20 protein-coding genes, 1 tRNA gene and 2 pseudogenes are annotated in these 23363 nt (G+C 69.3%); 7 read left to right on the top strand and 16 right to left on the bottom strand.

Annotated features, from left to right (window positions below; all coding sequences use genetic code 11):
- Positions 1–101: 101 nt before the first annotated feature.
- The 8 genes and pseudogenes from AAW13_RS00260 to AAW13_RS00225 all read right to left on the bottom strand — a co-directional run bounded on the left by AAW13_RS00260 (position 102) and on the right by AAW13_RS00225 (position 8102).
- Positions 102–1745, bottom strand: coding sequence for a long-chain fatty acid--CoA ligase (locus AAW13_RS00260; RefSeq protein WP_071659372.1), 1644 nt, complete (start codon positions 1743–1745; stop codon positions 102–104).
- A gap of 158 nt (positions 1746–1903) precedes the next feature.
- Positions 1904–2473, bottom strand: a complete 570-nt coding sequence (locus tag AAW13_RS00255) for a SigE family RNA polymerase sigma factor (protein ID WP_046727523.1) — start codon at positions 2471–2473, stop codon at positions 1904–1906.
- 171 nt (positions 2474–2644) lie between these two features.
- On the bottom strand, positions 2645–3811 hold the full coding sequence (locus tag AAW13_RS00250) for a lipid-transfer protein (protein ID WP_046727524.1): 1167 nt from the start codon (positions 3809–3811) through the stop codon (positions 2645–2647).
- A gap of 227 nt (positions 3812–4038) precedes the next feature.
- Positions 4039–4434: pseudogene (locus AAW13_RS44585) on the bottom strand (MaoC family dehydratase); the annotation flags it as partial.
- Positions 4435–4444: 10 nt separating this feature from the next.
- Positions 4445–5491: an acyl-CoA dehydrogenase family protein gene (locus AAW13_RS00240; protein WP_046727525.1), complete on the bottom strand. Its 1047-nt coding sequence runs from the start codon at positions 5489–5491 to the stop codon at positions 4445–4447.
- A gap of 1 nt (position 5492) precedes the next feature.
- A complete protein-coding gene (locus AAW13_RS00235; RefSeq protein WP_046727721.1) occupies positions 5493–6476 on the bottom strand; it encodes a bifunctional MaoC family dehydratase N-terminal/OB-fold nucleic acid binding domain-containing protein in 984 nt (327 codons plus the stop codon).
- On the bottom strand, positions 6460–7629 hold the full coding sequence (locus AAW13_RS00230) for an acyl-CoA dehydrogenase family protein (protein ID WP_046727526.1): 1170 nt from the start codon (positions 7627–7629) through the stop codon (positions 6460–6462). Before AAW13_RS00230 ends, AAW13_RS00235 begins: the two co-directional genes overlap by 17 nt.
- Positions 7630–7784: 155 nt before the next feature.
- Complete coding sequence (locus tag AAW13_RS00225; protein WP_046727527.1) at positions 7785–8102, bottom strand: hypothetical protein; 318 nt, start codon at positions 8100–8102, stop codon at positions 7785–7787.
- A 360-nt stretch (positions 8103–8462) separates the two neighbouring features.
- On the opposite strand from AAW13_RS00225, the gene AAW13_RS00220 reads away from it, so the two are divergent.
- The gene (locus tag AAW13_RS00220) at positions 8463–9374 is read left to right on the top strand and encodes a bifunctional DNA primase/polymerase (RefSeq protein ID WP_046727528.1); all 912 of its coding nucleotides are present in this window, start codon (positions 8463–8465) and stop codon (positions 9372–9374) included.
- Positions 9375–9875: 501 nt separating this feature from the next.
- On the opposite strand, the gene AAW13_RS00215 is transcribed toward AAW13_RS00220, so the two are convergent.
- The gene (locus AAW13_RS00215) at positions 9876–11630 is read right to left on the bottom strand and encodes a GmrSD restriction endonuclease domain-containing protein (RefSeq protein WP_046727529.1); all 1755 of its coding nucleotides are present in this window, start codon (positions 11628–11630) and stop codon (positions 9876–9878) included.
- Between the two features lie 297 nt (positions 11631–11927).
- Between AAW13_RS00215 and AAW13_RS00210 the strand changes: the two genes are divergently transcribed.
- Positions 11928–12434: an SMI1/KNR4 family protein gene (locus tag AAW13_RS00210; protein WP_046727530.1), complete on the top strand. Its 507-nt coding sequence runs from the start codon at positions 11928–11930 to the stop codon at positions 12432–12434.
- Positions 12435–13158: 724 nt separating this feature from the next.
- Positions 13159–13797, top strand: coding sequence for a hypothetical protein (locus tag AAW13_RS00200; RefSeq protein ID WP_071659370.1), 639 nt, complete (start codon positions 13159–13161; stop codon positions 13795–13797).
- An 832-nt stretch (positions 13798–14629) separates the two neighbouring features.
- Here AAW13_RS00200 and AAW13_RS00190 read toward each other — a convergent pair.
- The 3 genes from AAW13_RS00190 to AAW13_RS46525 all read right to left on the bottom strand — a co-directional run bounded on the left by AAW13_RS00190 (position 14630) and on the right by AAW13_RS46525 (position 15741).
- A complete protein-coding gene (locus tag AAW13_RS00190) occupies positions 14630–14929 on the bottom strand; it encodes a hypothetical protein (RefSeq protein WP_046727532.1) in 300 nt (99 codons plus the stop codon).
- 202 nt (positions 14930–15131) lie between these two features.
- Positions 15132–15329 carry a hypothetical protein gene (locus AAW13_RS45455; protein WP_143144968.1) on the bottom strand — a complete coding sequence of 66 codons (198 nt, stop codon included), beginning with the start codon at positions 15327–15329 and terminating at the stop codon, positions 15132–15134.
- 133 nt (positions 15330–15462) lie between these two features.
- Positions 15463–15741, bottom strand: coding sequence for a hypothetical protein (locus tag AAW13_RS46525; RefSeq protein ID WP_046727533.1), 279 nt, complete (start codon positions 15739–15741; stop codon positions 15463–15465).
- 78 nt (positions 15742–15819) lie between these two features.
- Here AAW13_RS46525 and AAW13_RS00170 point away from each other — a divergent pair, with 78 nt between their 5' ends.
- Positions 15820–16575, top strand: a complete 756-nt coding sequence (locus tag AAW13_RS00170; RefSeq protein WP_046727534.1) for a GntR family transcriptional regulator — start codon at positions 15820–15822, stop codon at positions 16573–16575.
- A gap of 168 nt (positions 16576–16743) precedes the next feature.
- Here AAW13_RS00170 and AAW13_RS00165 read toward each other — a convergent pair.
- Together AAW13_RS00165 and AAW13_RS00160 are read right to left on the bottom strand one after the other, a co-directional pair.
- Positions 16744–16828: transfer RNA gene (locus tag AAW13_RS00165), tRNA-Ser, on the bottom strand.
- 60 nt (positions 16829–16888) lie between these two features.
- A complete protein-coding gene (locus AAW13_RS00160) occupies positions 16889–18361 on the bottom strand; it encodes a S1C family serine protease (protein WP_046727535.1) in 1473 nt (490 codons plus the stop codon).
- Positions 18362–18619: 258 nt separating this feature from the next.
- On the opposite strand from AAW13_RS00160, the gene AAW13_RS00155 reads away from it, so the two are divergent.
- The 3 genes from AAW13_RS00155 to AAW13_RS00145 all read left to right on the top strand — a co-directional run bounded on the left by AAW13_RS00155 (position 18620) and on the right by AAW13_RS00145 (position 21589).
- Positions 18620–19447 (top strand): glycerophosphodiester phosphodiesterase, encoded by an 828-nt coding sequence (locus tag AAW13_RS00155; RefSeq protein ID WP_046727536.1) that lies wholly within the window; start codon positions 18620–18622, stop codon positions 19445–19447.
- A 193-nt stretch (positions 19448–19640) separates the two neighbouring features.
- Positions 19641–20279 carry an ATP-binding protein gene (locus tag AAW13_RS00150; protein ID WP_046727537.1) on the top strand — a complete coding sequence of 213 codons (639 nt, stop codon included), beginning with the start codon at positions 19641–19643 and terminating at the stop codon, positions 20277–20279.
- 344 nt (positions 20280–20623) lie between these two features.
- On the top strand, positions 20624–21589 hold the full coding sequence (locus AAW13_RS00145) for a DUF5926 family protein (protein ID WP_046727538.1): 966 nt from the start codon (positions 20624–20626) through the stop codon (positions 21587–21589).
- A 466-nt stretch (positions 21590–22055) separates the two neighbouring features.
- Here the strand turns inward: AAW13_RS00145 and AAW13_RS00140 are convergent.
- Positions 22056–22583, bottom strand: a pseudogene (locus tag AAW13_RS00140) (hypothetical protein); the annotation flags it as partial.
- 55 nt (positions 22584–22638) lie between these two features.
- Entirely contained in the window at positions 22639–23313 is a 675-nt protein-coding gene (locus AAW13_RS00135) for a bifunctional DNA primase/polymerase (protein ID WP_046727539.1), read from the bottom strand.
- Between the last annotated feature and the right edge of the window lie 50 nt (positions 23314–23363).

Below are 23363 nucleotides of genomic sequence, written 5' to 3'. Positions count from 1 at the left end.
GGGGGTACCCCCGGCCGAAGGCTGGGGGAGGAACCGCGCGACCGGCCACGACGAACCAGCAGCCGGCCGACGGCAGTTCCCCGCCCTGAGGCGAACCTCGTTCAGAGATTCGTGACGTCCAGCTGACCGTCGGCGTACCGCCTCCGCAGCACCTTCTTGTCGAACTTGCCCACGCTCGTCTTCGGCACCGACTCGATGACCGTCCAGCGCTCGGGGAGTTGCCACTTGGCGATCTTCCCCTCCTCGGCGAGGAAGGTGCGCAACGTCTCGAAGGTCGCGGCGGAGCCCTCCCGCAGGACGACCGTGGCCAGCGGGCGCTCCCCCCACTTGTCGTCGGGGACGGCGACGACCGCCGCCTCGGCGACGTCCGGATGGGACATCAGCGCGTTCTCCAGCTCCACCGAGGAGATCCACTCGCCGCCGGACTTGATGACGTCCTTGGCGCGGTCGGTGAGGGTGAGGAAGCCGTCGGCGGAGATGATGCCGACGTCCCCGGTCTTCAGCCAGCCGTCCTCGCTGAACTTGTCGGCGGGGCGCAGCGGTTCGGCGTCGGGGCCGTTGTAGTAGGCGCCCGCGATCCAGGGGCCGCGCACCTCCAGTTCGCCCGCCGACTCGCCGTCCCAGGGAAGGCGTTCGCCGCCGGGGCCGGTGAGCCGGGCCTCGACGCCGGCCGGGAAACGGCCCTGCGTGAGGCGGTAGGCGAACTCCTGCTCGGTGCCCACCACATGGGCCGGCGGACGGGAGACCGTGCCCAGCGGGGAGGTCTCCGTCATGCCCCAGGCGTGACAGACCCGCATGCCCAGCTTGTCGAAGGCGGCCATGAGCGACGGCGGACAGGCCGAACCGCCGATGGTGACCTGGGTGAGCGAGGAGACGTCACGGGGACGGGCGGTGAGCTCGCCGAGCAGGCCCTGCCAGATGGTGGGGACGGCGGCCGCGTGCGACGGACGCTCCTTCTCGATCATCTCGGCGAGCGGGGCCGGCTGGAGGAAGCGGTCCGGCATGAGCAGGTTGACGCCCGTCATGAAGGTGGCGTGCGGCAGGCCCCAGGCGTTGACGTGGAACTGCGGTACGACGACCAGCGAGGTGTCCTGGTCGGTCAGGCCCATCGACTGGGCCATGTTGACCTGCATGGAGTGCAGGTAGATCGAACGGTGGCTGTACACCACGCCCTTGGGGTCGCCCGTGGTCCCGGAGGTGTAGCACATGGCGGCGGCCCGGCGTTCGTCCAGCTCCGGCCAGTCGTACGTGGTCGGCTTCCCGGCGATCAGGTCCTCGTACTCGTGCACGGCCGCGGTCGCGCCCTCCAGCGGCGCACGGTCACCGGGGCCGGAGACCACGATGTGCCGGACGGTCGGCAGCTTGCCCAGCAGCGGGGCGATCATCGGGATCAGCGAGCCGTTGACGATGACGACCCCGTCGGCGGCGTGGTTGACGATCCACACCAGCTGTTCGGCGGGCAGCCGCAGGTTGAGGGTGTGCAGGACCGCGCCCATGGAGGGGATCGCGAAGTACGCCTCGGTGTGTTCCGCGTTGTTCCACATGAGGGTGGCGACCCGGTCGTCGTCGCGGACGCCCAGGTCGTCGCGCAGGGCGTGGGCCAGCTGGGCGGCACGGTCACCGACCTCGGCGAAGCTGCGGCGGTGCGGCTCGGCCTCGCCCGTCCAGGTGGTCACCTGTGACTCGCCGTGGACCCGCGACCCGTGGGTCAGGATCCTGGAGATCAGCAGCGGTACGTCCTGCATGGTGCTCAGCACGGCGTCCTCCCGGGGGCGTCATCGCCTACTCGGTGGTAAAGGGGCTGCGCTGATTCTGCTCACATACCAGGCGGTATGTCACTAGGAGATGGGCAACAAAGCCCGCCCGGTGACCGCCCCGCGACCGCCCCGCGACCGCCGGCCGGCTACCGGGCGAGGACCAGCTCCGGGTCCTCGCGCAGCTTGCCGAGCGCACGCGACACCGCCGACTTGACGGTACCCACCGACACCCCGAGCACCTCGGCCGTCTGCACCTCGCTCAGGTCCTCGTAGTACCGCAGCACGACCATCGCGCGCTGCCGCGCGGGCAGCTTCATGATCGCCCGCCACATGGCGTCGTGCAGGGCCTGCCGCTCGGCCGGGTCGTCCTCCCCGGGCACCAGCTCCGGCTCGGGCAGTTCGTCGCACACGAACTCGTCGACCCGGCGCTTGCGCCACTGCGAGGTCCGGGTGTTCAGCAGGGCCCTGCGCACATAGCCGTCGAGCGCCCGGTGGTCCTCGATCCGCTCCCAGGCCACGTACGTCTTGGCGAGCGCGGTCTGGAGAAGGTCCTCGGCATCGCTCGGATTCGCGGTCAGCGACCGGGCGGTGCGCAACAGGACCGGCTGACGGGCCCTGACGTACGACGCGAACGACGGATACGGCCGCTGGTACGCGCCGGTCTGCCTCGCCGAGACGGCGACGTCCGAAGCGCTGGTGCAGACGGGTGTGGTCATGGCTCCACGCTATGAGTGAGCGGCGTTCCGGCGGATCGGCCGCAGGTCCCGAAGGAGACTCCCCCTCAGGTTGTAGGGGTGGGGCTGCCTACACCTCCTGAAGGTGGAGTACGGGTGCGGTACTCCTGCGGGTTTACCCCTGAGGGGGCACCATCGCCGGAGCGGGCCCGCTCACCCGTCCGAGGTCAGCACCAGCCCGGACGTCGGCACCCCCGTCCCAGCCGTGACCAGCACCCGGTCCGCTCCCGGCACCGGGTTCGCGGCCGTGCCGCGCAGCTGACGCACCCCCTCCGCCACCCCGTTCATCCCGTGCAGGTACGCCTCCCCGAGCTGGCCCCCGTGCGTGTTCAGCGGCAGCCGCTCCCCGGCCACGAAGTCCGCTCCCTCCCCGGGCCCGCAGAACCCGAACTCCTCCAGCTGCATCAGCACGAACGGGGTGAAGTGGTCGTACAGGATGCCCACGTCGATGTCGGCCGGGGCGAGCCCCGAGGTCCGCCACAGCTGCCGGGCCACCACGCCCATCTCCGGCAGCCCGGTCAGGTCGTCCCGGTAGAAGCTGGTCATCTGCTCCTGGGCCCGGCCCGCCCCCTGCGCGGCCGCCGCGATCACGGCCGGCCGCTGCGGCAGGTCCCGCGCCCGCTCCACCGAGGTGACCACGAGGGCCTGGCCGCCGTCCGTCTCCTGGCAGCAGTCCAGCAGCCGCAGCGGCTCGACGATCCAGCGGGAGGCCGCGTGGTCGGCGAGGGTGATGGGGCGGCCGTGGAAGTAGGCGGCCGGGTTGGTCGCCGCATACCTGCGGTCCAGCACCGCCACGTGCCCGAACGCCTCCGGGGTCAGCCCGTACGTGTGCAGATAGCGCTGCGCCGCCATCGCCACCCAGGACGCCGGGGTGAGCAGTCCGAAAGGCAGCGCCCAGCCGAGCGCCGCCCCCTCCGCCGACGGCTCCCGGTGCTGTACGCCCGAGCCGAAGCGGCGGCCCGACCTCTCGTTGAAGGCGCGGTAGCAGACCACCACCTCGGCGACCCCGGCCGCGATCGCCAGCGCCGCCTGCTGGACCGTGGCGCAGGCCGCACCGCCGCCGTAGTGGACCCGGGAGAAGAAGGACAGCTCGCCGATCCCGCAGGCCTGGGCCACGGTGATCTCCGGGCTGGTGTCCATCGTGAACGTCACCATCCCGTCCACGTCCGCCGGTGTCAGCCCGGCGTCGGCGAGCGCGGCGCGCACCGCCTCCGCCGCCAGCCGCAGCTCGCTGCGCCCCGAGTCCTTGGAGAACTCGGTGGCCCCGATCCCCACGACCGCCGCCCGCCCACCGAGCGAGTCCCGCCCCCGCACACTCATGAGCCCGCCTCGTCGCCTTCGTGGGCCCTATGGGCCACATCCATTCCACCGGCCTCACCGGCCTCACCAGTCCCGCCGGTCCCGCTGACCTCGCCGGCCCCGCTGGCCCCGCTGGCCCCACCGGCCTCGCTGCTCCCACCGGCCTCGCTGCTCCCACCGGCCCCGCCCGTCTCGCCAGCCCCGCCGGTCCCGCCGGCCCCGCCCGTCTCGCCAGCCCCGCCAGCCCCGCCGGTCCCGCCGCTGAAGGTGACGGTCACCGTGCCGGTCACGTGCTTGCCGATGGCGTTGGCGCCGACCACCCGAACCGTCGCCGTCCCCCGCTCGCCGTCCAGCTCCTCGATCCGGCCGGTCAGCACCATCGTGTCCCCCGGGTAGTTGGGCGCCCCCAGCCGGATGGCCACCTTGCGGAGCACCGCTCCCGGGCCGAAGCAGTCCGTGATGTACCGGCCGACCAGGCCGTTCGTCGTCAGGATGTTCATGAAGATGTCCGGCGAGCCCTTGTGCCGGGCCAGCTCGGCGTCGTGGTGCACGTCCTGGTAGTCCCGGGACGCGATCGCCCCCGCCACGATCAGTGTCCGCGTGATCGGGATCTCCAGGGCCGGCAGCTCGGTGCCCACGGCCACCCGTGTCGTCTCAGTCCGCACTCGCGATCAACTCCCCCAGTTCCTGGAGCACTTCGCCCCCGCTGCCCAGATAGGCGTCCAACTGGCGCCCCCACAGGAAGTGCCGGTGCACCGGATGCTCGACGTCGGCGCCCGCACCGCCGTGCAGATGCTGGCCCGTGTGCACCACCCGCTGCCCCGCCTCGGACGCCCACCAGGCGGCGGTCAGCGCATGCGTCGTGTACGGCAGCCCCGCGTCCCGCCGCCAGGCCGCCTCGTACGCCGTCACCCGTATCGCCTCGGTGTCCATGTGGGCGTCCGCGGCCCGCAGCTGCACGGCCTGGCGGGTGGCGAGCGGGCGCCCGAACTGCTCGCGGGTGTTGGTGTGCGCGACGGCCCGGGCGAGGGAACCCGCGCAGACCCCGGCCTGAAGCCCGGCGAAGGCGGTACGCGCGGTGGCCAGGACGTCAACGTAGGAGCCGAGGCCGGAGCCGGAGGGGGTACCGGAGCCGAGGGCCTCGGCGGGTGTGTCGTCCAGCGTGAGCCGGCCCGCCGACCAGGGCGCGGTCAGCTCGGTCTCCTCGATGCCGGCGCCCTCTCCGAGCGCCACCAGCCACAGCTCCCGCTCGGCGTCCGCGACCAGGACGTGCGTGGCGTCACGCAGCCACGGGACGACGGGCACGGTACCCCTCAGCCGCCCCCGCCCGGACGGCCGTACCGTCGGCTGTGCCGGGAACGCACCCGTCACCACCAGGGAGCCCTCGCCGATCCCCGGCAGCAGCCGCTCCCGCTGTTCGGCCGTGCCGTGTGCGGTGATCGCCAGCTGTCCGTACACACAGCTCGCCGCGTACGGCACCTGTGCCGTGGTGCGGCCCTGCTCCTCCAGGAGCAACACCAGTCCCAGCAGGCCGAGTTCCGGCACCGCGGCCACCAGCCCGGCCGCGGTGAGGGCCTTCCACAGCTCCGGGTCGCTGCCGGTGCCTGCGGCCCGCAGCCGCTCGTGGGTGGCGAGGTCGGCGAAGATCCGGACGGCCAGCCCGCGGGCCTCGGCCTGCGGCTCGGTGGGCGTGAAGTCCATGTCAGACCCGCCCTTCGGGACCCTCGGCGCCCTGCACGCCCTCGACGCCCTCGACGACCCGGAAGACCGGCAGGGTCAGCACGTCGGCCGCGGCCGAGTCCCCCGCCCCCTCGTCGTAGCGGTCGTAGCGGCGGAACTCCACCCGTACCGGCAGCCCGATCCGCACCTTGTCGTACGGCACCCCCACCACGTTGCTCACCATCCGCACTCCCTCGGCCAGTTCGATCAGGCCCACCGCGTAGGGAGGGTCGAAGGCCGGGAAGGGCGGGTGGTGCATGACGACGTACGAGTACACCGTGCCCTCGCCGGACGACTCGACGGTGTCCCAGTCGAGGGAACCGCAGGAGTTGCACCCCGGCAGCCAGGGGTGGCGCAGGGTTCCGCAGCCGGTGCAGCGCTGGACGAGCAGGCGCCCCTCGGCCACCCCCTCCCAGAAACCGGCGTTGTCCCGGTTGACCACCGGGCGGGGCCGCCGGGGGTGGTCGGCCGGCGGCCTGCGGCGCGGGGCGTACTTGAGGATCCGGAAGCGGTGGGTGCCGACGAGGTCGCCCCCGACCCGGACGTCCGTGCGGGTCGTGACGAAGTGGCCCGTGCCCAGCTTGGTCGTCTTCCGCTCCGAGACCGACTCGATCACCGTGTCGAAGACGACCTCGTCGCCCGGCCGCAGGGGCCTCAGGTACTCCTGCTCGCAGTCGGTGGCGACCACCGAGGTGCAGCCGGCCTCGTCGAGCAGCGCCATCAGCTCGTCGTACGCGCCCGTGCGCCCCAGGTGTCCCGACAGGCCGCCCATCGTCCACGCCTGGAGCATGGTGGGCGGGGCGACCGCGTCCGGCCCCCGGTAGGCCGGGTCGGTGTCGCCCATCGCCTCGCACCAGTGCCGGATCATGGGCAGGTTGACCGGGTCCCGGCCCACGCCCGAGACGGCCGCCGGCTGCCCCTCGTACACCCTCAGCCGTGCCGTCCGCTCATCACTCCCCTCGGTCACGGCCACCCCTCCTCATTCCGAGCCGCATCGTCGCGACGATCTCCCGCTGCACCTCGCTCACCCCGCCCCCGAACGTGTTGATCTGCGCCGCCCTGTTGAGCCGCTCGAGTTCGCCGCCCTCGAACGCCCCCGGCGATCCGGACCGGACCAATGCCGTCTCACCGACGATCTCCTGACACATGCGATACGTCGCGACTGCCGATTCCGTTCCCGCGAACTTCACTCCGCTGGCCTCCGCGGGAGCCACCCGGCCCGCCCCCGCGTCCCCCACCAGACGCCAGCTGAGCAGGCGGTTCGCCGCCAGCCGGGCATGCGCTTCGGCCAGCCGGAAACGAATCCAGGGCTCGTCAACACGGCGCCGTCCCGTCACTGGATCAGGGGTGCGGGCGGCGGTGAGCGCGGCCGCGTAGAAGTCCTCGGCCTGCATGCCGGTCGCGGCGAGGGCGACCCGCTCGTGGTTGAGCTGGTTGGTGATCAGCGACCAGCCGTCGTGCTCGGTTCCGACCAGGTTCCCGGCGGGGACGCGGACGCCGTCGTAGTACGTGGCCGTGGTGATCTGGCCGCCCACCGTCTCGATCGGCGTCCAGGAGAACCCGGGGGCGTCGGTCGGGACCAGGAGGATCGAGATGCCGCGGTGCCTGGGCGCCTCTGGGTCGGTGCGGCAGGCCAGCCAGATCCAGTCGGCGTACTGGGCGCCCGAGGTGAAGATCTTCTGCCCGTCGATCCGCCAGCCGTCGCCGTCCCGCACCGCCCGGGTGCGCAGCGAGGCGAGGTCGGTGCCTGCGGAGGGTTCGCTGTAGCCGATGGCGAAGACCAGGTCGCCGCGGAGGATGCCGGGCAGGAAACGGGCCTTCTGCTCCGCGCTGCCGTACTTCATCAGCGTGGGCCCGACGGTGTTCAGGGTGACCATGGAGACGGGGGCGCCCGCCCGGTACGCCTCGTCGAAGAACACGAACTGCTCGTCGGCGCCCCGGCCTTGACCGCCGTACTCGACGGGCCAGCCGAGGCCGAGGAGGCCGTCCGCACCGATGCGGCGCAGCAGGGCACGGCGTTCGTCGGGCGCTTCCGGTGCGGGAGACGGGATCAAGGAGCGGAAGTAGGCGCGAAGTTCCGCGCGCAGCCGCTGCTGGCGTTCGGTGGGGGCCAGATGCATGATTTCTGACTGTCCGTCAGATACGGTCCACTGTCAAGGCGGTCGGGCCCTCGCGGAGGGAGTGCCGGGAAACGCCCGCGCGGCGGTGCCGAAGCACCGCCGCGCGGACCCGCTGCCATCCCCACAGACACCCCCCACCAGGGCTCAGGCGCGGCCTACCACAGCCGGGTGAAGTGGACGGCGACGTTGTCGTTGCCCTGCTGGAGGGCCGTCCAGGCGGAGCCGTTGACCTGAGCGGTGTTGCTCTGGTTCGACGCGCCGTTGCCCACGGCGTTCTGCTGGGTGGTGGAGGAGTTGCCGTTGTTGTCGTGGCCGACCCCGCTGCCGACGATGCCGGCCACGCCGGCGTTGGCGCTCGATCCGTTGTCCGCGATCGCGCCGTTGTCCGCTGCCGCGACCCCGGCGAAGAGAGCCGCGGCGAGCGGAAGGGCGGAGACGGCGGCGAGGACGCGGGCGGTACGGATGCTTGCCATGTTGTTTCCTCTCAGTGCCCGGCTGTGCCGGAGGTACGTCAAGTAAGGCTTTTTCCGGGGCAGTTGGCCGACCGCCTCGGTGGTTGTCATCGACGTCGCGAGATCAGAATTGCCCACCGAATCCCCGGCGAACCAGCCCGGAAGCCCCTATTCGCCCTCAAGCGTGATGACAAGTCGATAAACCCCTTTCACCATCTTTGGCCACCTCTCGACACACTCGTGACCACGCCGGACATCCGCCCCCTCAAGCACCACAAGGGGAGAACCGTTCCGGCGGCCATCCAGGACGAAATCGCCGGCCGCGGCGTGTCACAGCGAATCCCTCTTTCTTTTTTCGAACGTGCGTACGAACATGGAGGCATGGCCACCACCGACCGGCAGGCCACGACGCTGGCCCTCGCACACGCCCTGTCAGCCGCCGAGCGCGGTCTGTCCGTCATCCCGCTGTCCCGGACCAAGCTCCCGGCGCTGCGCTCCCCGCACCGCCCCGCGCCCGGACCCGCACACGCGGACTCCCGCCACTCCGGCCCGGAACCCGTGCCACCGCCCTGCCACGGCGAGTGCGGCCGTCCCGGACACGGGGTGTACGACGCCACCACCGACCCGGCCCGCATCCGTGAGCTGTTCGCCGCGGCCCCCTGGGCGACCGGCTACGGCATCGCCTGCGGACTGCCCCCGCACCGCCTGATCGGCGTCGACCTCGACGTGAAGTCCGGTACGGACGCCACCGGGTCCCTGCGCGAACTGGCGCTGCGCCACCTGTTCACCATCCCGCCGACGGTCGTCGTGCTCACCCCGAGCGGCGGCCGGCACGTCTGGTTGACCGGACCGCCGGACGCCGTCATCCCCAACTCGGCGGGCCGGCTCGCCCCCGGCATCGACATCCGGGGCGCCGGCGGCTACCTGGTCGGCCCCGGCTCCCGCACCGACCACGGCGTCTACGCCACCGCCCCCGGCACCGCCCACCTGGTCCCGGCGCCCTGCCCGCCGTCCCTCCTCCGCCTGCTGCTGCCGCCCCCGCGAGCACCCCACCCCGCGACCCACCCCTCGGTCGGCGACCGGGGCCAGGGCCTGGTCCAGTTCGTCCTCGCCGCCCACGAGGGCCAGCGCAACACCCGCCTCTTCTGGGCGGCCTGCCGCGCCTACGAGAACGGCATCGGCCGCGCCCTGCGGGCCCCGCTGATCGACGCGGCGGTCCACACGGGCCTGACGGAACGCGAGGCCCGAGCGACGATCGCATCAGCCGCACGAATGACGGGCCACCACCCCTGAACGCCCCCTGACACGGCCCCCTCCGCTGCCGGGAAGCCCCCGGCAGCACGGAACCCCTGCGAAAGATATTTGAACGTGTTCAAATAAGGGGGTGCACCCCAGCGGCCGCATCCGGGCTCTCGCCGCTCCGACAACCGACACCAGGGGGAGAGACCGTGGGTTCAGGTGCAGGTCCGATCGCCTTGGCCGCGTTCTTCTTCTACGCGCTCCTCATGGCCCCGTTCTGCGCGCTCGTCGGTTCGAGAACGTCCTGGCGCATGGGCTGGCTGATGTCGGCCCCTCTCCTCGGCCGCCCCCGCTCCAGCCCTGGGACGGTCGGCTCCACGGCTTTACGGAGCCACTTTGGCGCGAGCCTCGAAGATCATGGCCCCAACGTCGTGCTTTACCGGGCAGGTCCACAGCCTGCCCGACGCACCGAAAGCTTACGGGGCCATGATCACTCGCGCCAAAGCAGCGCCACCCCATAGCCGCTACACCGACCTATTTGGCAGGTGCCCGCTGTCAGCTGAATGCCTTCACTAGCGCTGCAACTTTTCTGAAATCGGTGATTTCTTCCGTAGAGGAACCTTGCCGGACAAAGACTCGTTCCCCACAGTAAGAAAGGTCATTCTGGCCGGGAATCAAGAATCTGATGATCGAGAGCCCCTTGTACTCGATCGTATCCACGCCACTCATGATTTGGGTAGCCAAAGGTTCACTGATCGGCTGCTGAGCAAGCTTCGCCATGAAGCGCTGCACGTAAGCTTCTAGCGAAATTTTTAGGAGCTTCGCTTCCCTGTCTACGCCCACGACGTGATGCTGGCCAACTTCCAATGGAGTAACGGAATCAAGCGTTTCGATTCTCTTTGCGTCAGCCTCTTTATCGGCAACCCCAACAAACAGATATCCCTCATGGCCACGTTGCACGTTAGCGATTCCGCAAATAGTCTCGGCTAGCCGCTCAAAAAGGGCGTCGTCCCATTTCCTGCGACTATCCAGCCTGAGAACCCCCTGCTTGAACTCGTATCGACTGGTCTCGATCCGGGACCTTCGCAGTGAGTTCTCGAAATCCAGAGCCAAGCCTGGACCGTGACCAAACACGGGCGGCACCCTATCTACGAAGTACCTCTGGATAAGCCCCGTGATTGTGTCAATGTTGGAAGTGCGCTCCTCTGCCGAAGTGTAGTGTCGCGCACTGTTAAGGCGAGGTCCTACATTCTTGAGGGCGGCCACGATAGCCGCATTTTCGGATGGTGACTTCTGTTGGCGCACGACGAGTTCAAAGAAGGCCATGAAAATCGCATAGAACGGCGTACGGATGGGGTTTCCGCCCCCCGGACGAACCAAATTTCGAAGACCATTCGGACCAGGCAGTTCCGCGTCGATTACCTCAGTCAGCACGGAGAATGTCGATTGAATCTCCTCTTGCAGTCGCCGACTCCCATAAGCTGCAAGATTTCTTTCGATGCGCTTGTGCTTGTCACTCTGCGAGTCGTAAATTTCATCAAACTCTTCTTTGCTGGCAGGGAAAGGACTTCCGAGCAAGATGGAAGCCGCGACATCTGCCACCATTTGTTCATCGTCACCTTCCCGCAACTGCTTCACATTGAGAATTCCATGCCGAATCCACACTGTGTCTTCCGCGCGAACCCCGTACTTCTGCTTCTCGCGAGATGATTCGATGGAGATGCTGGGCATGTCGTGCAAGAGAAGCACGTCATCGGAAACATCGCCTCGTAGTGAGCTTGCAACGGTTCGCACCAGCTCCGAAAACGGGTTGAGCATACCGGCTTGCCGTTTTTCTTGAGCGCTCAACTGGCGACCATTTGAGTTAATTCGACTGAATACGTCTGTGATTTGCCCTTCAGTCTGAGTCGGAAAGATCGTAACAGCCAGCTGGTAATCGAGTAGGTTCGCGCATTTGTCGGCAGGGAGCAGAGAATTGGCTTCGGCTGGCGTGAAGGCTTTTGCATCAGCTGCCTGGCGCGCCCGAGCGCTTTGCCCTAGATCAAAATGCATGCCTTTGTACTCGAACTTCTGCTCAATGAAGGAGAAGATGGCGTCTAGCCGCTGCATGCCATCGATGATCTCATACTTGCCGCTTCCGTGAATCTCTGGCCTTTCAGCAAGGAGAATCAAAGGAATTGGATAGCCGTCCAGGATGCTGTCAATTAGAAGCTGCTTTTCAGCTACGGACCAGACTAGCTTTCGCTGGTACCGCCGATTCACCAGGAGTGAATCGTCCCTGAAAAGCCGATACGCTTCCTGAACACTCATGCCGCGGGGGGTAATGGAAACGTGGACTTCAGTTGACAAGATTCGCTCCCTTGTATGTGCGTGTGCAGCCCACACAGCTTGGCACGTCCGGGCGTACTGTGTCTGGGTTTGTGCAGCGAGTGGGCTGCCAGGCCCCGCTCGCTCGCGAGGCTGCGTCCCCCAGCGTCGCGGCTTGTCGGACGCCAGTGACCGTAGGGGGGAATCACGGGGAGTGCCGAGGACTCCCAAGCTCAGTGCACAGGTCTGATCATGGGGGCACTCTCGACACGGTGCTCGACCCGGCAGAGGATCAGCGCTGTGACTGATGACGAACTCATCACGGCTGTCCGCGCACATGTAGTCGGCCGGACGCTGCCGCCCCCGGCGTTGGAGGCGGACGTCAGTAAGGCGGAAGAGACCGTGGGGCATCCGATGCCCCAACTCCTGAGAAGGCTCTACCTCGAAATCGTCAACGGCGGCTTCGGACCTCGGGGCGTGGTGTCCCTGACCGACACGGGCGACTGGTTCAGCGAACGCGTCGACATCGCGATGGCCTACCACGACTTCGCCAACCCTGATGAGTCCCTTCCACGAGGGATCGTCCCTCTGATGGACAGGGGCTGCGCGATGTGGGCCCTGATCGACTTCCGCGCGGAGGACGGGCAGATGTGGGACTGGGACCCCAACCTGTGCTGCATGCAGCATGCCCTCGCCCCGCTTGAACAGTCCCTGGCCCAGTGGCTTGCCGACTGGCTGCACGGCACTGTGCCTCAAGGTCCCTACCCACAACGCGAGTCGGTCAGCAAGAACTGTTCCTCAGCGTGACTCCAGGGGAGCCCATGGCAGAGGAAGACGGGGCAATCCGCGCCCTGGCACAGCTCGCTGACCACGTGCACTGGGTTCGGAAGTGGCCCGACTAGCCGACTTGGCGTGACCGGCTCCACCGATGGGTGTCCCCCGAGGCCTACCAGTACAACCGGGGTGGCACCCCACCCAGACCCTGGGTCGACCGGCCCGCCGGCCACTACGAGCGGACAGGCTGGCGTATTCGTGCCGCCTACATCAAATCCAGCCTTGCTTTCGAGGTCGAGTACGTAGTCTGCGATCTGTGCAAGATCGGCTGGGTCGAATCGCCCCACTCCTACGAGGGCTACCAGCGCTACGGCCTCGCCTCAGCCGCTCTCCAGTCATTACGCCGTGCCTACCCTGGGCTCCGGTGGCACACAGCGGGCGGGCACTTCCGCCAGGCCAAACCCTTCTGGGACTCCGTCGGCACGGACGTACCCGGCGGCTACACCCAGCAGAAGAGGTGCTCCCACGTCCCGTAGAGGGATCTCTCATGACGCCGTGCAGGGAACGCGGGCCGCAACCACAAGCGCACCAGATCACGCGGGGAACAGCGGAGAACCACGGTGAAAGCGGCTCCGCGCGGTGAACTCTCCGCGTCACCATTCGCTCAGGTCAGCGCTCCAATGAGTCCCAAGTGCTCGCAGCTTCCCAAGCTGAGGGCATGTACTTGTGCTGATGTTCCCTGTCAGCAGTGCGATCGGTGGCGATCGAATATGCCTACTTGATCCCGCGACCGCTCAAATGCCTGATCGAATGCGGTCAGATCGCTATGACGTACCAGCAGTCCCTCTACTCTCTGGCCAACACTCACGTAGGGGGGAACAAGGGTTGGCACCGACCTACCTGGCTGACCATGAACGTTTGGACTGTCACGTCCGGGATCGTCGGGTTGGCGCTTAGCGGCCTAGGCACCTACCTCATGGTTCCTGCGTCCTCCACACAGGCGTCCACCGGGTACGCGATCACAACGCCCAGCGAAGCGGACCGAATCGGGCTCTGTCTCCACTCCGTCAAGGGGGCCGGCCAGGTGCCCAAGGAGGGGGCACTGTGGCTCGTGGTCCATGGAGTTGGCAACCGCGGCTATTACCTGTCCCGGCAGGTTCAGCCAGACACCAGCGGCAACGGCTGGGGCGTAGGCTCCCTCCAGGTCGGCAACGCCGCCAGTCCGGAGGGCCAGCAATACGATCTCATCCTGTGGCGCCTTGACCCGAGGCTGACGGACGTAGTGGATCACGTGTTCACAGCGGAAGGCATGCCGGTATTCGTTGGGCCGCCGGAGGAGGCCACCACGGTGGCGCACACGACAGTCGTTCGCACAGCAGACAGGCACCCCTGCTGACAGGCACACATAAGGACCCGGGGCGCCGTCCAGGCATGGCCCGACGGCGTGATGGACGGGCAGAGCAGCCGTCTCAGTTTCCGTCTCATTCAGCGCAGTACATGGCCGTTCAGCCCGGACCGCACGTGGCAGCCAACTCACGGACCGGCCAGCGGTGAACGCAGGTGAACGGCCCTGTACGAGCCCCGTGCCCCCACCACCACAGTTGGAAAGCGTGTTGGCGGTGCGCGATTCAGCAGATGGCTGGTCGTGCCGGGCCTGGTTGGGATTGGCGGACGCCTGTGCACGTCACCAGCGTGCTGCCGTCCTCGGCGAGGAACAGCATGAAGACCCATGATCCGTCGGCTGTCCTGATCTGACCCAGCCGAATCGGCCCGCCGTGTAGGTCGAGGCGTTGCACGGCCCGCGCCAACCCGGAGGTCTCGATGCCTCTCCGAAGGGTGTGACGGAGCCGGCGCCCGTAGATAGTCGCGAGTGACTTAGCTGACGTCGTACTGTCCCAGACGACGTAAGAAGCGCCGGCGCGGAGGGCAGCCAGAGCGGCCGACGACGTGTCGTCGCCACCGCACAGCAGCCGTTCGAGCTGTTCCCGCTCCATGACCACACCCCCGTCGGGATCCTGCTGTACAGCAACGAGGTACAGCAACCCCAGCAACCGGCAGCGACCACCACCGGCCGCCGAGCCCTTCCCCGCAGCCTCTATGACCTCCAATGACCGATCTCTACAGAGCTACGGATTAAAAGATCGCAGGGTGAGACATCCTGGCCTCTTGCCAGTTCGCCTCACCCTGCCTTCAGCTCTGTCTACCGCCTGTTGGACTTCTAGCGGCGTTTATATCCCCGGCTCCGTCGCAGCGTCACGACGGCCGCGGCTGGTGGCGACACGCAGAACATCCCGTAATGCGTCTACCAACTGAGCGGCGTAGAAGCTCAGTTCCGCCTCGGTCGTGGTCTCACCATCAAGCACCTGAGGCGCCTGCTCCAGCAGTTCCCCCGCCATGCCGAGTTGTATCGACTCGACGTGGTCCGCGAGGCGGGACATGAAGCCTTCCGGGTCGTCGGTGCTCAGGTAGCAGGGCTTGCCTTCCGGTCCCACCCACGGGAGAAGCCTCAACTCGCTCCGTGCCGTCATGCCTGCTCCTGCCTCTCGATGGTTGTGGATCCAGTGGACGAGTGGCACGTGCAGTCGCACGCCTCGTAGATCACCGGGACATCAACCGGCGACAATGCCGGAGAGGACTCCGCGCAGGCGTGGTGCGTGCCGATGTGGCAGGCCGTTGAGCGGTACGGGGTGACTGCGGTCTCCGTGCTGCGTGGTTGCCGTTGGGCGGGCATCAGCCGACCCCCAGGAATGGCGTCCACGTGCTGGCCGGCGAGTGGTGCGAGGCTTCGGCGGTCAGAGCGTGCCGTCGTGCACGCTTCTCCCAGGCCAGGATGTATGGGCGGACCAGTGCGACGTCCTCACCTCTGAGCAGGTAGCGATGGCCCGTCCATTCGCGGACCAGCCCCAGGGTGACCGTGGTTTGCTCCACGGGCCTGGCGGAAGCGGGGGCGGCTGGCGGGCAGGACGGCGGTAAGCCGCGACGGTGTCTGCCCCTGGGGACGTTGCGCGCCCTGGTGGAGGAGAGGGCGCGGCGGATACGGTTGAGCACGCTGAATCAGCTCCTATCGCTGATGGCTCGGTCCCCCGGCATCGCCCGCCGTGGGGACCGCTTTGCGTACGGCCGCCCAGAGCGTGCGGCCGTTCAAGCTGGTGGCGTGGAGCCCGAACCTGTCGGCCTCGGCCACCACCTCCAGGACCTCCCTCCACGCCTCGGTGGAGAGCGATTCCGGTAACTCCGCTTCGACCCATGTGAAGCCGGCGCGTTCCTCCACGCGCGTGGGGAGTCCGACGGCGGACAGCCGGGCGGCGATGGCCGCCGCGCTAACTCCCGAAGCGGGCACAGGGCAGCCTCCGTCACCAGCGATCACTTTCGGTGAAGCTAGTTAACTAGATTAGAGCTAGTGGACTAGATTTTCCACATGTCTGAGCAGCCGCCTTACCTGCGCATCGCCGACGAACTCCGGCGGCGGATCGCGGAGCATGTGTGGGAGCCGGGGGACCGCCTTCCTTCCCGCGCGCAGATCGGCCAGGAGTGCGGCGTGGGCGAGAACGTCGTCCGTCGCGCGCAGGAACTGCTGATCTCGCAGGGCGTGCTGGAGGGGCGAGCCGGGTCGGGCACCTACGTCGCCGAGCCACGGCAGCGCGTTCGGGTCGTTCGGTCCTCAGCGCGTGAGCAGCCCCAGGGGTCGCCGTTCCGCGCGGACATGAAGGCCCTCGGCAAGCAGGGGGACTGGGAGAGCCGGACCGACGCCAAGGTCCCCGCTCCCGCCGACATCGCCGCGCGGTTGGGCATCGCCGAAGGCGACCTGTGCGTGCGGACCGCGTACGAGTTCCTGGCCGACGGCAGGCCCGCGCAGCTCTCCACGAGCTGGGAGCCCTACGACCTCACGGCCGGCACCCTCGTCGTCCTCCCCGAGGGAGGCCCGCACGCCGGGACGGGTGTCGTGAACCGCATGGCCGCCATCGGGATCACCGTCAGCCACGCCGTGGAACAGCCGGAGCCCCGGCATGCGACCGCCGAGGAGGCATCGCTCCTTGGTATCCAGAAGGCCGCGCTGGTCACCCACATCCGGCGGACCTACTACAGCGACCAGGGACGGCCCGTCGAGACCGCGGACATCATCGTGCCCGCCGCCCACTGCGAGATCGTCTACGAGATTCCCATCAACCGGTAGGCGACAGCCCCCTCAGGCCATGGTCCGAGGCCCGCAAGTCGTGCCCCAGCCGTGCCCCTTCCGTGCCCGATAGAGCGGGAAACAAGGGGGAACAGCGGTATCCGGCGGGGAGCGGACACGACAACGGCCCCTGACCGTCTTGCCTGGTCAGGGGCCGTTCGCGTCATGCGGTGGGTGTGGGATTTGAACCCACGGTGACTCTCGCCACGACGGTTTTCAAGACCGTTCCCTTAGGCCGCTCGGGCAACCCACCCCGCGCTGATCGAGATCGGCGCGGGGAACAGGGTAACCGGTTCGTGCGGGCGGGTGGGAGTCAGTTGTCGCCCACTCGGGAGCCGAGGGTGAGGGTGACCGTGTGTTCCGAGCCGCCCCGCTTGTAGGTGACCTCCACCTTGTCACCGGGCTTGTGGGTCCAGATCTCACCGATCAGGGTCGGCCCGCTGTCGATCACCGAGTCGTCCAGCTTGGTGATGACGTCGCCGGGCTTGAGGCCGGCCTTGTCGGCGGGCCCGCCCGACTCGACCGCGGCCGAGCCGCCCGAACCGGAGTCGGTGATCTGGGCGCCGTTCGACGAGTCCTCCAGGGACACCGAGGCGCCGATCTTCGCGTACACCGGCTTGCCGGTCTTGATCAGCTGCTGGGCCACGTACTTGGCCTGGTTGATCGGGATGGCGAAGCCGAGGCCGATCGAGCCCGACTGCCCGGTGCTGCCCAAACCGCCGCTGGAGGCGGACTGGATCGCCGAGTTGATGCCGATCACCGCGCCCGTGGCGTCCAGCAGCGGACCGCCGGAGTTGCCCGGGTTGATGGAGGCGTCGGTCTGCAAGGCGCTCATGTAGGACGCCTTGCTGGAGGCGCTGCCGTCGCTGGAGGCGACCGGGCGGTTCTTGGCGCTGATGATGCCGGTGGTGACGGTGTTGGACAGGCCGAAGGGGGCGCCGATCGCGATCGTCTCGTCGCCGACGGCCACCTTGTCGGAGTCGCCCAGGGGAAGCGGCTTGAGGTCCGACGGCGGGTTCTTGAGCTTGATCACCGCAACGTCGTAGCCCTGCGCGTGGCCGACGACCTCGGCGTCGTACTTCTTGCCGTTCGGGAAGGTCGCGGTCAGCTTGCCGCCGTCGAGGGCGTCGGCGACCACGTGGTTGTTGGTGACGATGTGGCCCTGGGTGTCGAAGACGAACCCGGTGCCGGTGCCGCCGTCGCCGCTGGTGGACTCGGCCTCGATGGTGACCGTGCTGGGCAGCGACTTGTTGGCGACCGCCGCGATGGTGCCGGCGGCGCGCTTGACCTGGGTGACACCGCTGTCGGTGGACGCGGAGACGGTCGTGGAGCCGCTGTCGTCGTTGTTCTTGGCCAGCGTGTAGCCGAGACCGCCGCCGGCGCCGCCCGCGACCAGCGCGGCCACCAGGACGGCGGCGATCAGGCCGCCGCGTCCACTGCCCTTCTTCGGCGCGTGCTGCGGCTGCTGGTACGGGTGGTGCTGCTGCTGGTCGTACGGCGAGCCCCAGCCGGCTCCGGCGGCCGCTCCGGCACCCGCTCCGGCGTCCGCGTAGGAAGGGGTCGCGGGCGGCGGGGGCGGCCAGGCACCCTCGGGGGCCTGCGGTGCGGCCGCGTACGGGTCGCCCGCGGCCGGGGCGGGGGCGCCCTGGGGGGCCGGCGGGATCGGTGCGGTCGGCGCGTCCCCCTCGGAAGCGGCGGGCTGCGGGGAGGCAGCGGGAGTCGCCGGCGGCACTGGAGGTGTGGACGGGGCCGGGGGTACCGGGTTGCCCTCGTTCTCGGTGCTCACAGCTTCTCTCCTCGGTCCACGGCTGCTTTTGTCGGTCGCACTCGGTCACGCTCGTTCACGCTTGTATGTCGGTCCGGCGCGATTCAGCTGTGCATGTGCTTTTGTATGCCGTCAGCTTTTCCCACAGGCCGTCAGAGCACCATAAGCGGTGGCTGTGGGTACACGGACAACCTTTATATAGGGCCTGTCCGACAAAAGTTCCCTTTGCTGGCATCGGGGATGCCCCCGGGTACCCCTTGACGGTGGCACCATGTCGCGGTGACCCACGCACCACAGCATCGCATCCAGGTCGTCGCCCACCGCGGGGCCTCCGAGGACGCCCCCGAGCACACGCTGGCCGCCTACAAGAAGGCCATCGAGGACGGCGCCGACGCCCTGGAGTGCGACGTTCGCCTGACCGCCGACGGGCACCTGGTGTGCGTGCACGACCGACGGGTCAACCGTACGTCCAACGGGCGGGGCGCGGTCTCGGCCCTGGAGCTCGCCGACCTGGCCGCCCTGGACTTCGGCGCGTGGAAGAAGAGCCCGGCCTGGCGGGGGCGGGACGAGGAGCCCGACTGGGAGTTCCGGCCGGAGGACCGCGGGGACACCTCCGTACTGACGCTGGAACGGCTGCTGGAGCTGGTCGCGGACGCCGGACGGCGGGTGGAGCTGGCGATCGAGACCAAGCACCCCACCAGGTGGGCGGGCCAGGTGGAGGACCGGCTGCTGACGCTGCTGAAGCGGTTCGGGCTGGACGCCCCGGCCACGACGGCCGACTCGCCGGTGCGCGTCATGAGCTTCTCCGCGCGGTCGCTGCACCGGGTACGGGCGGCCTCGCCGACCCTGCCGACGGTCTACCTGTTGCAGTTCCTCTCGCCCCGGCTGCGCGACGGACGGCTGCCTGCCGGCGTGCGGATCGCGGGCCCCTCCGTCCGGATCGTGCGCAACCATCCCTCGTACATCGAGCGGTTGAAACGCAACGGCCACCAGGTGCACGTGTGGACGGTGAACGAGCCGGAGGACGTGGACCTGTGCGTGGAGCTCGGCATCGACGCGATCATCACCAACCGGCCCGCGGCGGTGCTGCGCCGGCTGGGGCGGTGAGCTGAATAAGTCTCAGATAAAGAGACACGTAAAGGACGTCTCGCGCCTCTTGACCCAGGCGCCCCACTCACATCATTCTCACTTTCGGCCACACCGTCGAAATCAAGCCATACGAAGCCGTGTCTGGGGGACGCGGCGACGACCCGTCACAGGGAGTGCTCCGGCGCGTTCGGTGTGTATTCGCCCGTTGCGAATGCGTCACCGGACATTCATTGGCCGGTTTCCGGTTCAGGCCGATGGGGCATCCACACCGTGGCGTGGGGCAAAGGAGGTCTCGGGGGTGGCGTTGGTGGTGGCACAGGAGGTGCCCACGTCGTCGAGCATGGCCGTTCCCCATGGCCCTGCGGGCGTGGGGAAGGCGCGACACCGTATGCGCGATCAGTTGCGCACGGGCGGCCTGTCGGAAGCGGTCATCGATGATGCCGTACTGATCCTTTCCGAGCTTTTGAGCAATGCCTGCAAGCACGGGCGCCCGTTGGGGGACGCCCTGGCCGGAGACGGTGACGTGCGGGCCGCCTGGCGGGTGGACTCGCGCGGACGGCTGGTCGTCGAGGTCACGGACGGCGGCGGACCGACCCGGCCGGCCCCCATGACGCCCTCGGTCACGGCACACGGCGGCCGCGGGCTGAACATCATCACCGCGCTCGCCGACGACTGGGGTGTCCGGGACGACGCCCGAGGCGAGGTGACCGTGTGGGTCGTGGTGCACGAGGACGCGCGCGTCCCCCGCGCCCGGGACCGCCGCGACACCCTCGCCGCGCGCGTCGCGACACCCACGGGCCCGGAACTCACCGACCTGGACTTCACGGACGCGTTCGACGACCTGGACTGACCCGGACACGCTCGCCACACCGGGCGCCACCGACCCGGGACGCGTTCGACGCACCGGGCGCCACCGACCCCGGACACGCTTCGACCCACCGGGCGCCACCGACCCCGGACACGCTCGCCGCACCGGGCTTCACCGGCCCCGGACGCGTTCGACGCATCGGCGCGCTCGGCGCCCCGGACACGATCGGCCGGCCGGGCGGGCCCGCCTCGCCCGGCGCGCCGTCCACGATCCGCCCTTCCCGGACCGCTTCCCGCCGCCGCTCTGTCCACAGGTTCCCGTGGTCCGGGGCGTGAACGGCTAGGCTCCCGCCAGTACGAGACGAGCCGTAACCGGGAGACACCCAGATGGCCAAGAAGCGACCCCAGACGAAGGCCACGCGGCCGCAGCTCAGCGACGCTGAGATCCCGGTTGTCGGCGCCCGCGAACCCTGCCCGTGCGGCAGCGGCCGGCGCTACAAGGCGTGCCACGGCCGGGCGGCCGCGCACGCGGCGACCGAGCTGGTGCACCGCCCGTTCGAGGGGCTGGCGGGCGAGGGCGACTGGGTCGCGCTGCGCGAGCTGGTGCCCGCCGCCACCGTCGAGCTCACCCTGAAGGACGGCCTCCCCGAGGGCGTCCCGTCGGTCACGCTCGCGACGGTGCTGCCGATGGCCTGGCCGGCCCTGCGCCGCGACGACGGCTCGGTCCTGCTCGGCCTTCAGAACGACACGGCGTCCGGTGACATCAGCCGCGACCTCGCCGACATCCTCCAGCGCGCGCTGACCGCCGAGCCGGGCACTCCGGTGCAGGGCCGCCGGGCACCCGCCGACGGCCCCCGGCTCCAGGACCTGCTCGACCCCGAGGGCGCGTTCGAGCCAGTTGTGCACGAGGGCTTCGAGTTCTGGGTGCCGGACGCGGAGAACGCCACCCCGGACGTGACCGCCTCCCTGGAGCGGGCCAACGCGGCGGCCATCCCGACGGTGAAGCTGACCGGCGTGGACTCCGCCTACTGGTGCGAGACGCCGGAGAAGAACCACCTGCGCTGGGTCATGCCGTATGCCGAGGAGCAGCTTCTGGACGCTCTCGCGCGGCTGCACGCGGCGGGCAGCTCGAGCCTCGGTGAGGGCACCCGGCTGGTCGGTTCCTTCCGTGCCCACGGGCTCACCGTGCCGGTCTGGGACCTGCCGAGCGGCGTCGGCGCGGAGGACGTGGAGAAGCCGGCCGCGGAGTTCGCCGAGCGGCTCACGACCGCCCTGGCCTCGGACGCACCGCTCACGGCGGACGAGCGGCGGGCCCGCGGCGGGCTCACCAACCGGCAGGTCACGCTCAGCTGACGATCAGCGCGGACGCGGGGCGCGGCTGACCGGTCGGTCAGCCGCGCCAGGCCCGTCGGGTCAGGTGACTCCTGTCACAACTTCCCTACGTGGCAAGCAAATACGTGTCCGAATAGCCGAGATCGAATTTGCGAACCGCCGATCTCTTGTTACCGTCTCAGTAGCCCGGTTGCTGGTGCATCCCCCGTCGCCAGCAACCGGGCCTTTTCATGCCCGCGTCCGGTGTACGGACCGCAGCGAAGCGTCAACTCCCGTCAACAGCCTTCGAGTTGCCGCCGGACGACACCGCGGAGCCGGCCCCGGGAACTTCCGCGGAACCGCTGCCGGCGCCACCCCCGGAATCGCCGTCGGCGCCACTCTGCCGGCCCGCCTCGGAACCGCTTGCCGACGCGTCCCCGGGCTTGTCGCTCCCGGCATCGCTCGCGGGTCCGGTCCCGGAGTCGCTCCCGGCATCGCTCGCGGATCCGGTCCCGGAGTCGCTTGCGGAGTTGCTCGCCGAGCGCAGCAGCAGTGGCCCGTCGTCGTCCCGCGCCGCGAACTCCGAGACGGCCGTGTAGGCGTCCAGCGCGCCCCGCGTGTGTTCCCGGGGCGTCTCACAGGTGGCGGGCTCGTCGTCGGCGTCGGTGTCGCAGTGCGTCTGCACGGTGTGGCCGTGCGGGCCCATCAGACTCAGCACGGAGTCCAGGCCGGCCCCGGTGGCGTTGCGGTAGTAGGTGCGCGCCCAGGTGTCCGCGCCCTGGGTCATCACACAGGTCTGCGCCTCGACGCCGTCGGGCGAGGTGAGTTCGGGACCACAGCGGGCGGCCGTGGCCAGGCCCAGCCCGAGCACCAGAGGAGAGCGGGCGGGCACCGGCAGCTTCGCGTCGTCGCGCCGCCCGGACGGACCGGAGGGGCGCGCGGCGGCATCGCCCACCTGCCCTGCGGAAGCCACGGTCAGCGGCAGCGCGACCGCGCACACCACGACGCCCGCGAGGGCGAGCAGACGTACGTTCATGTAGCGGAAGATAACGACCACGACGGGGCAAGCCACGCGCGCGCGCCCGAGATCCTCACAACTCGGGTGCGCTCACACCCGTACGAGTGAGGGCGTCGACCACGGCGTCCACCACGGCCTCCACATCGGGCACCCAGGGCTTGGCCGAGCCGGGCAGCGGAGCCCGCTCCCAGCGGATGGCGCCCTGACCGGTCTCCGAGGGCGGCAGGGCGAGATAGCCGCCCTCGCCGTGGAAGCGCAGCGAGCCGGGGACGAAGTCCTTGGCGTACAGCAACTCGCCCAACTGCTCCATGGAGTAGGGCTTGACGAGCAGCGCCCAGCGATTGGGCGCCGCCACCACCGGGCCGAGGCGCATGCCGCGGCGGTCGAGGAGGGTGAGCGCGCGGGAGGCGGCGAGAGCGGGCAGGCTGACCGCGCAGGGCGCCTTGCCGCCGGCCGCTCCGGTGGCGAGCACGATCGGGGCCGTCGGCCGGTTGCCCCACCACCAGCGGACCATGCGCTCGTCGGTGGTGGCGGCGAGCAGACCGGGGTCGAAGGGGTGCGCGCCGGGCACCGTGCACTCCGGGTCGGGGCAGGCGCACCGGGCCCGGCCCTGCGGATCCGGGGCCACTCCCGGGAGTACGGGCCACTGCCATTCCGTCGCGAAGGTCAGGGCCGCGCCGAGGAACTCAGGCCCCTTGTCGTTGCGCTTGGACAGGAGCCTGCGTCGCCTTTTGAGGATCTCGCGCATGAGCGCTCGTTCCTTTCCGTTGCACCGCTGGCAACACCGAGGACCACATC

It is taken from the genome of Streptomyces humi (assembly GCF_001005085.2).
Taxonomy (GTDB): Bacteria; Actinomycetota; Actinomycetes; order Streptomycetales; family Streptomycetaceae; genus Streptomyces; species Streptomyces humi.
Note: the sequence above shows the minus strand (reverse complement) of the source record. Positions and strands in the feature narration are given on the sequence as shown.

Excerpts from the sequence above, each read along its gene's own strand:
- AAW13_RS00260 (WP_071659372.1), bottom strand. The coding sequence starts at position 1,745 with ATGCAGGACGTACCGCTGCTGATCTCCAGGATCCTGACCCACGGGTCG.
- AAW13_RS00255 (WP_046727523.1), bottom strand. The coding sequence starts at position 2,473 with ATGACCACACCCGTCTGCACCAGCGCTTCGGACGTCGCCGTCTCGGCG.
- AAW13_RS00250 (WP_046727524.1), bottom strand. The coding sequence starts at position 3,811 with ATGAGTGTGCGGGGGCGGGACTCGCTCGGTGGGCGGGCGGCGGTCGTG.
- AAW13_RS00240 (WP_046727525.1), bottom strand. The coding sequence starts at position 5,491 with ATGGACTTCACGCCCACCGAGCCGCAGGCCGAGGCCCGCGGGCTGGCC.
- AAW13_RS00230 (WP_046727526.1), bottom strand. The coding sequence starts at position 7,629 with ATGCATCTGGCCCCCACCGAACGCCAGCAGCGGCTGCGCGCGGAACTT.
- AAW13_RS00225 (WP_046727527.1), bottom strand. The coding sequence starts at position 8,102 with ATGGCAAGCATCCGTACCGCCCGCGTCCTCGCCGCCGTCTCCGCCCTT.
- AAW13_RS00220 (WP_046727528.1), top strand. The coding sequence starts at position 8,463 with ATGGCCACCACCGACCGGCAGGCCACGACGCTGGCCCTCGCACACGCC.
- AAW13_RS00215 (WP_046727529.1), bottom strand. The coding sequence starts at position 11,630 with ATGAGTGTTCAGGAAGCGTATCGGCTTTTCAGGGACGATTCACTCCTG.
- AAW13_RS00190 (WP_046727532.1), bottom strand. The coding sequence starts at position 14,929 with ATGACGGCACGGAGCGAGTTGAGGCTTCTCCCGTGGGTGGGACCGGAA.
- AAW13_RS00170 (WP_046727534.1), top strand. The coding sequence starts at position 15,820 with ATGTCTGAGCAGCCGCCTTACCTGCGCATCGCCGACGAACTCCGGCGG.
- AAW13_RS00150 (WP_046727537.1), top strand. The coding sequence starts at position 19,641 with ATGCGTCACCGGACATTCATTGGCCGGTTTCCGGTTCAGGCCGATGGG.
- AAW13_RS00145 (WP_046727538.1), top strand. The coding sequence starts at position 20,624 with ATGGCCAAGAAGCGACCCCAGACGAAGGCCACGCGGCCGCAGCTCAGC.
- AAW13_RS00135 (WP_046727539.1), bottom strand. The coding sequence starts at position 23,313 with ATGCGCGAGATCCTCAAAAGGCGACGCAGGCTCCTGTCCAAGCGCAAC.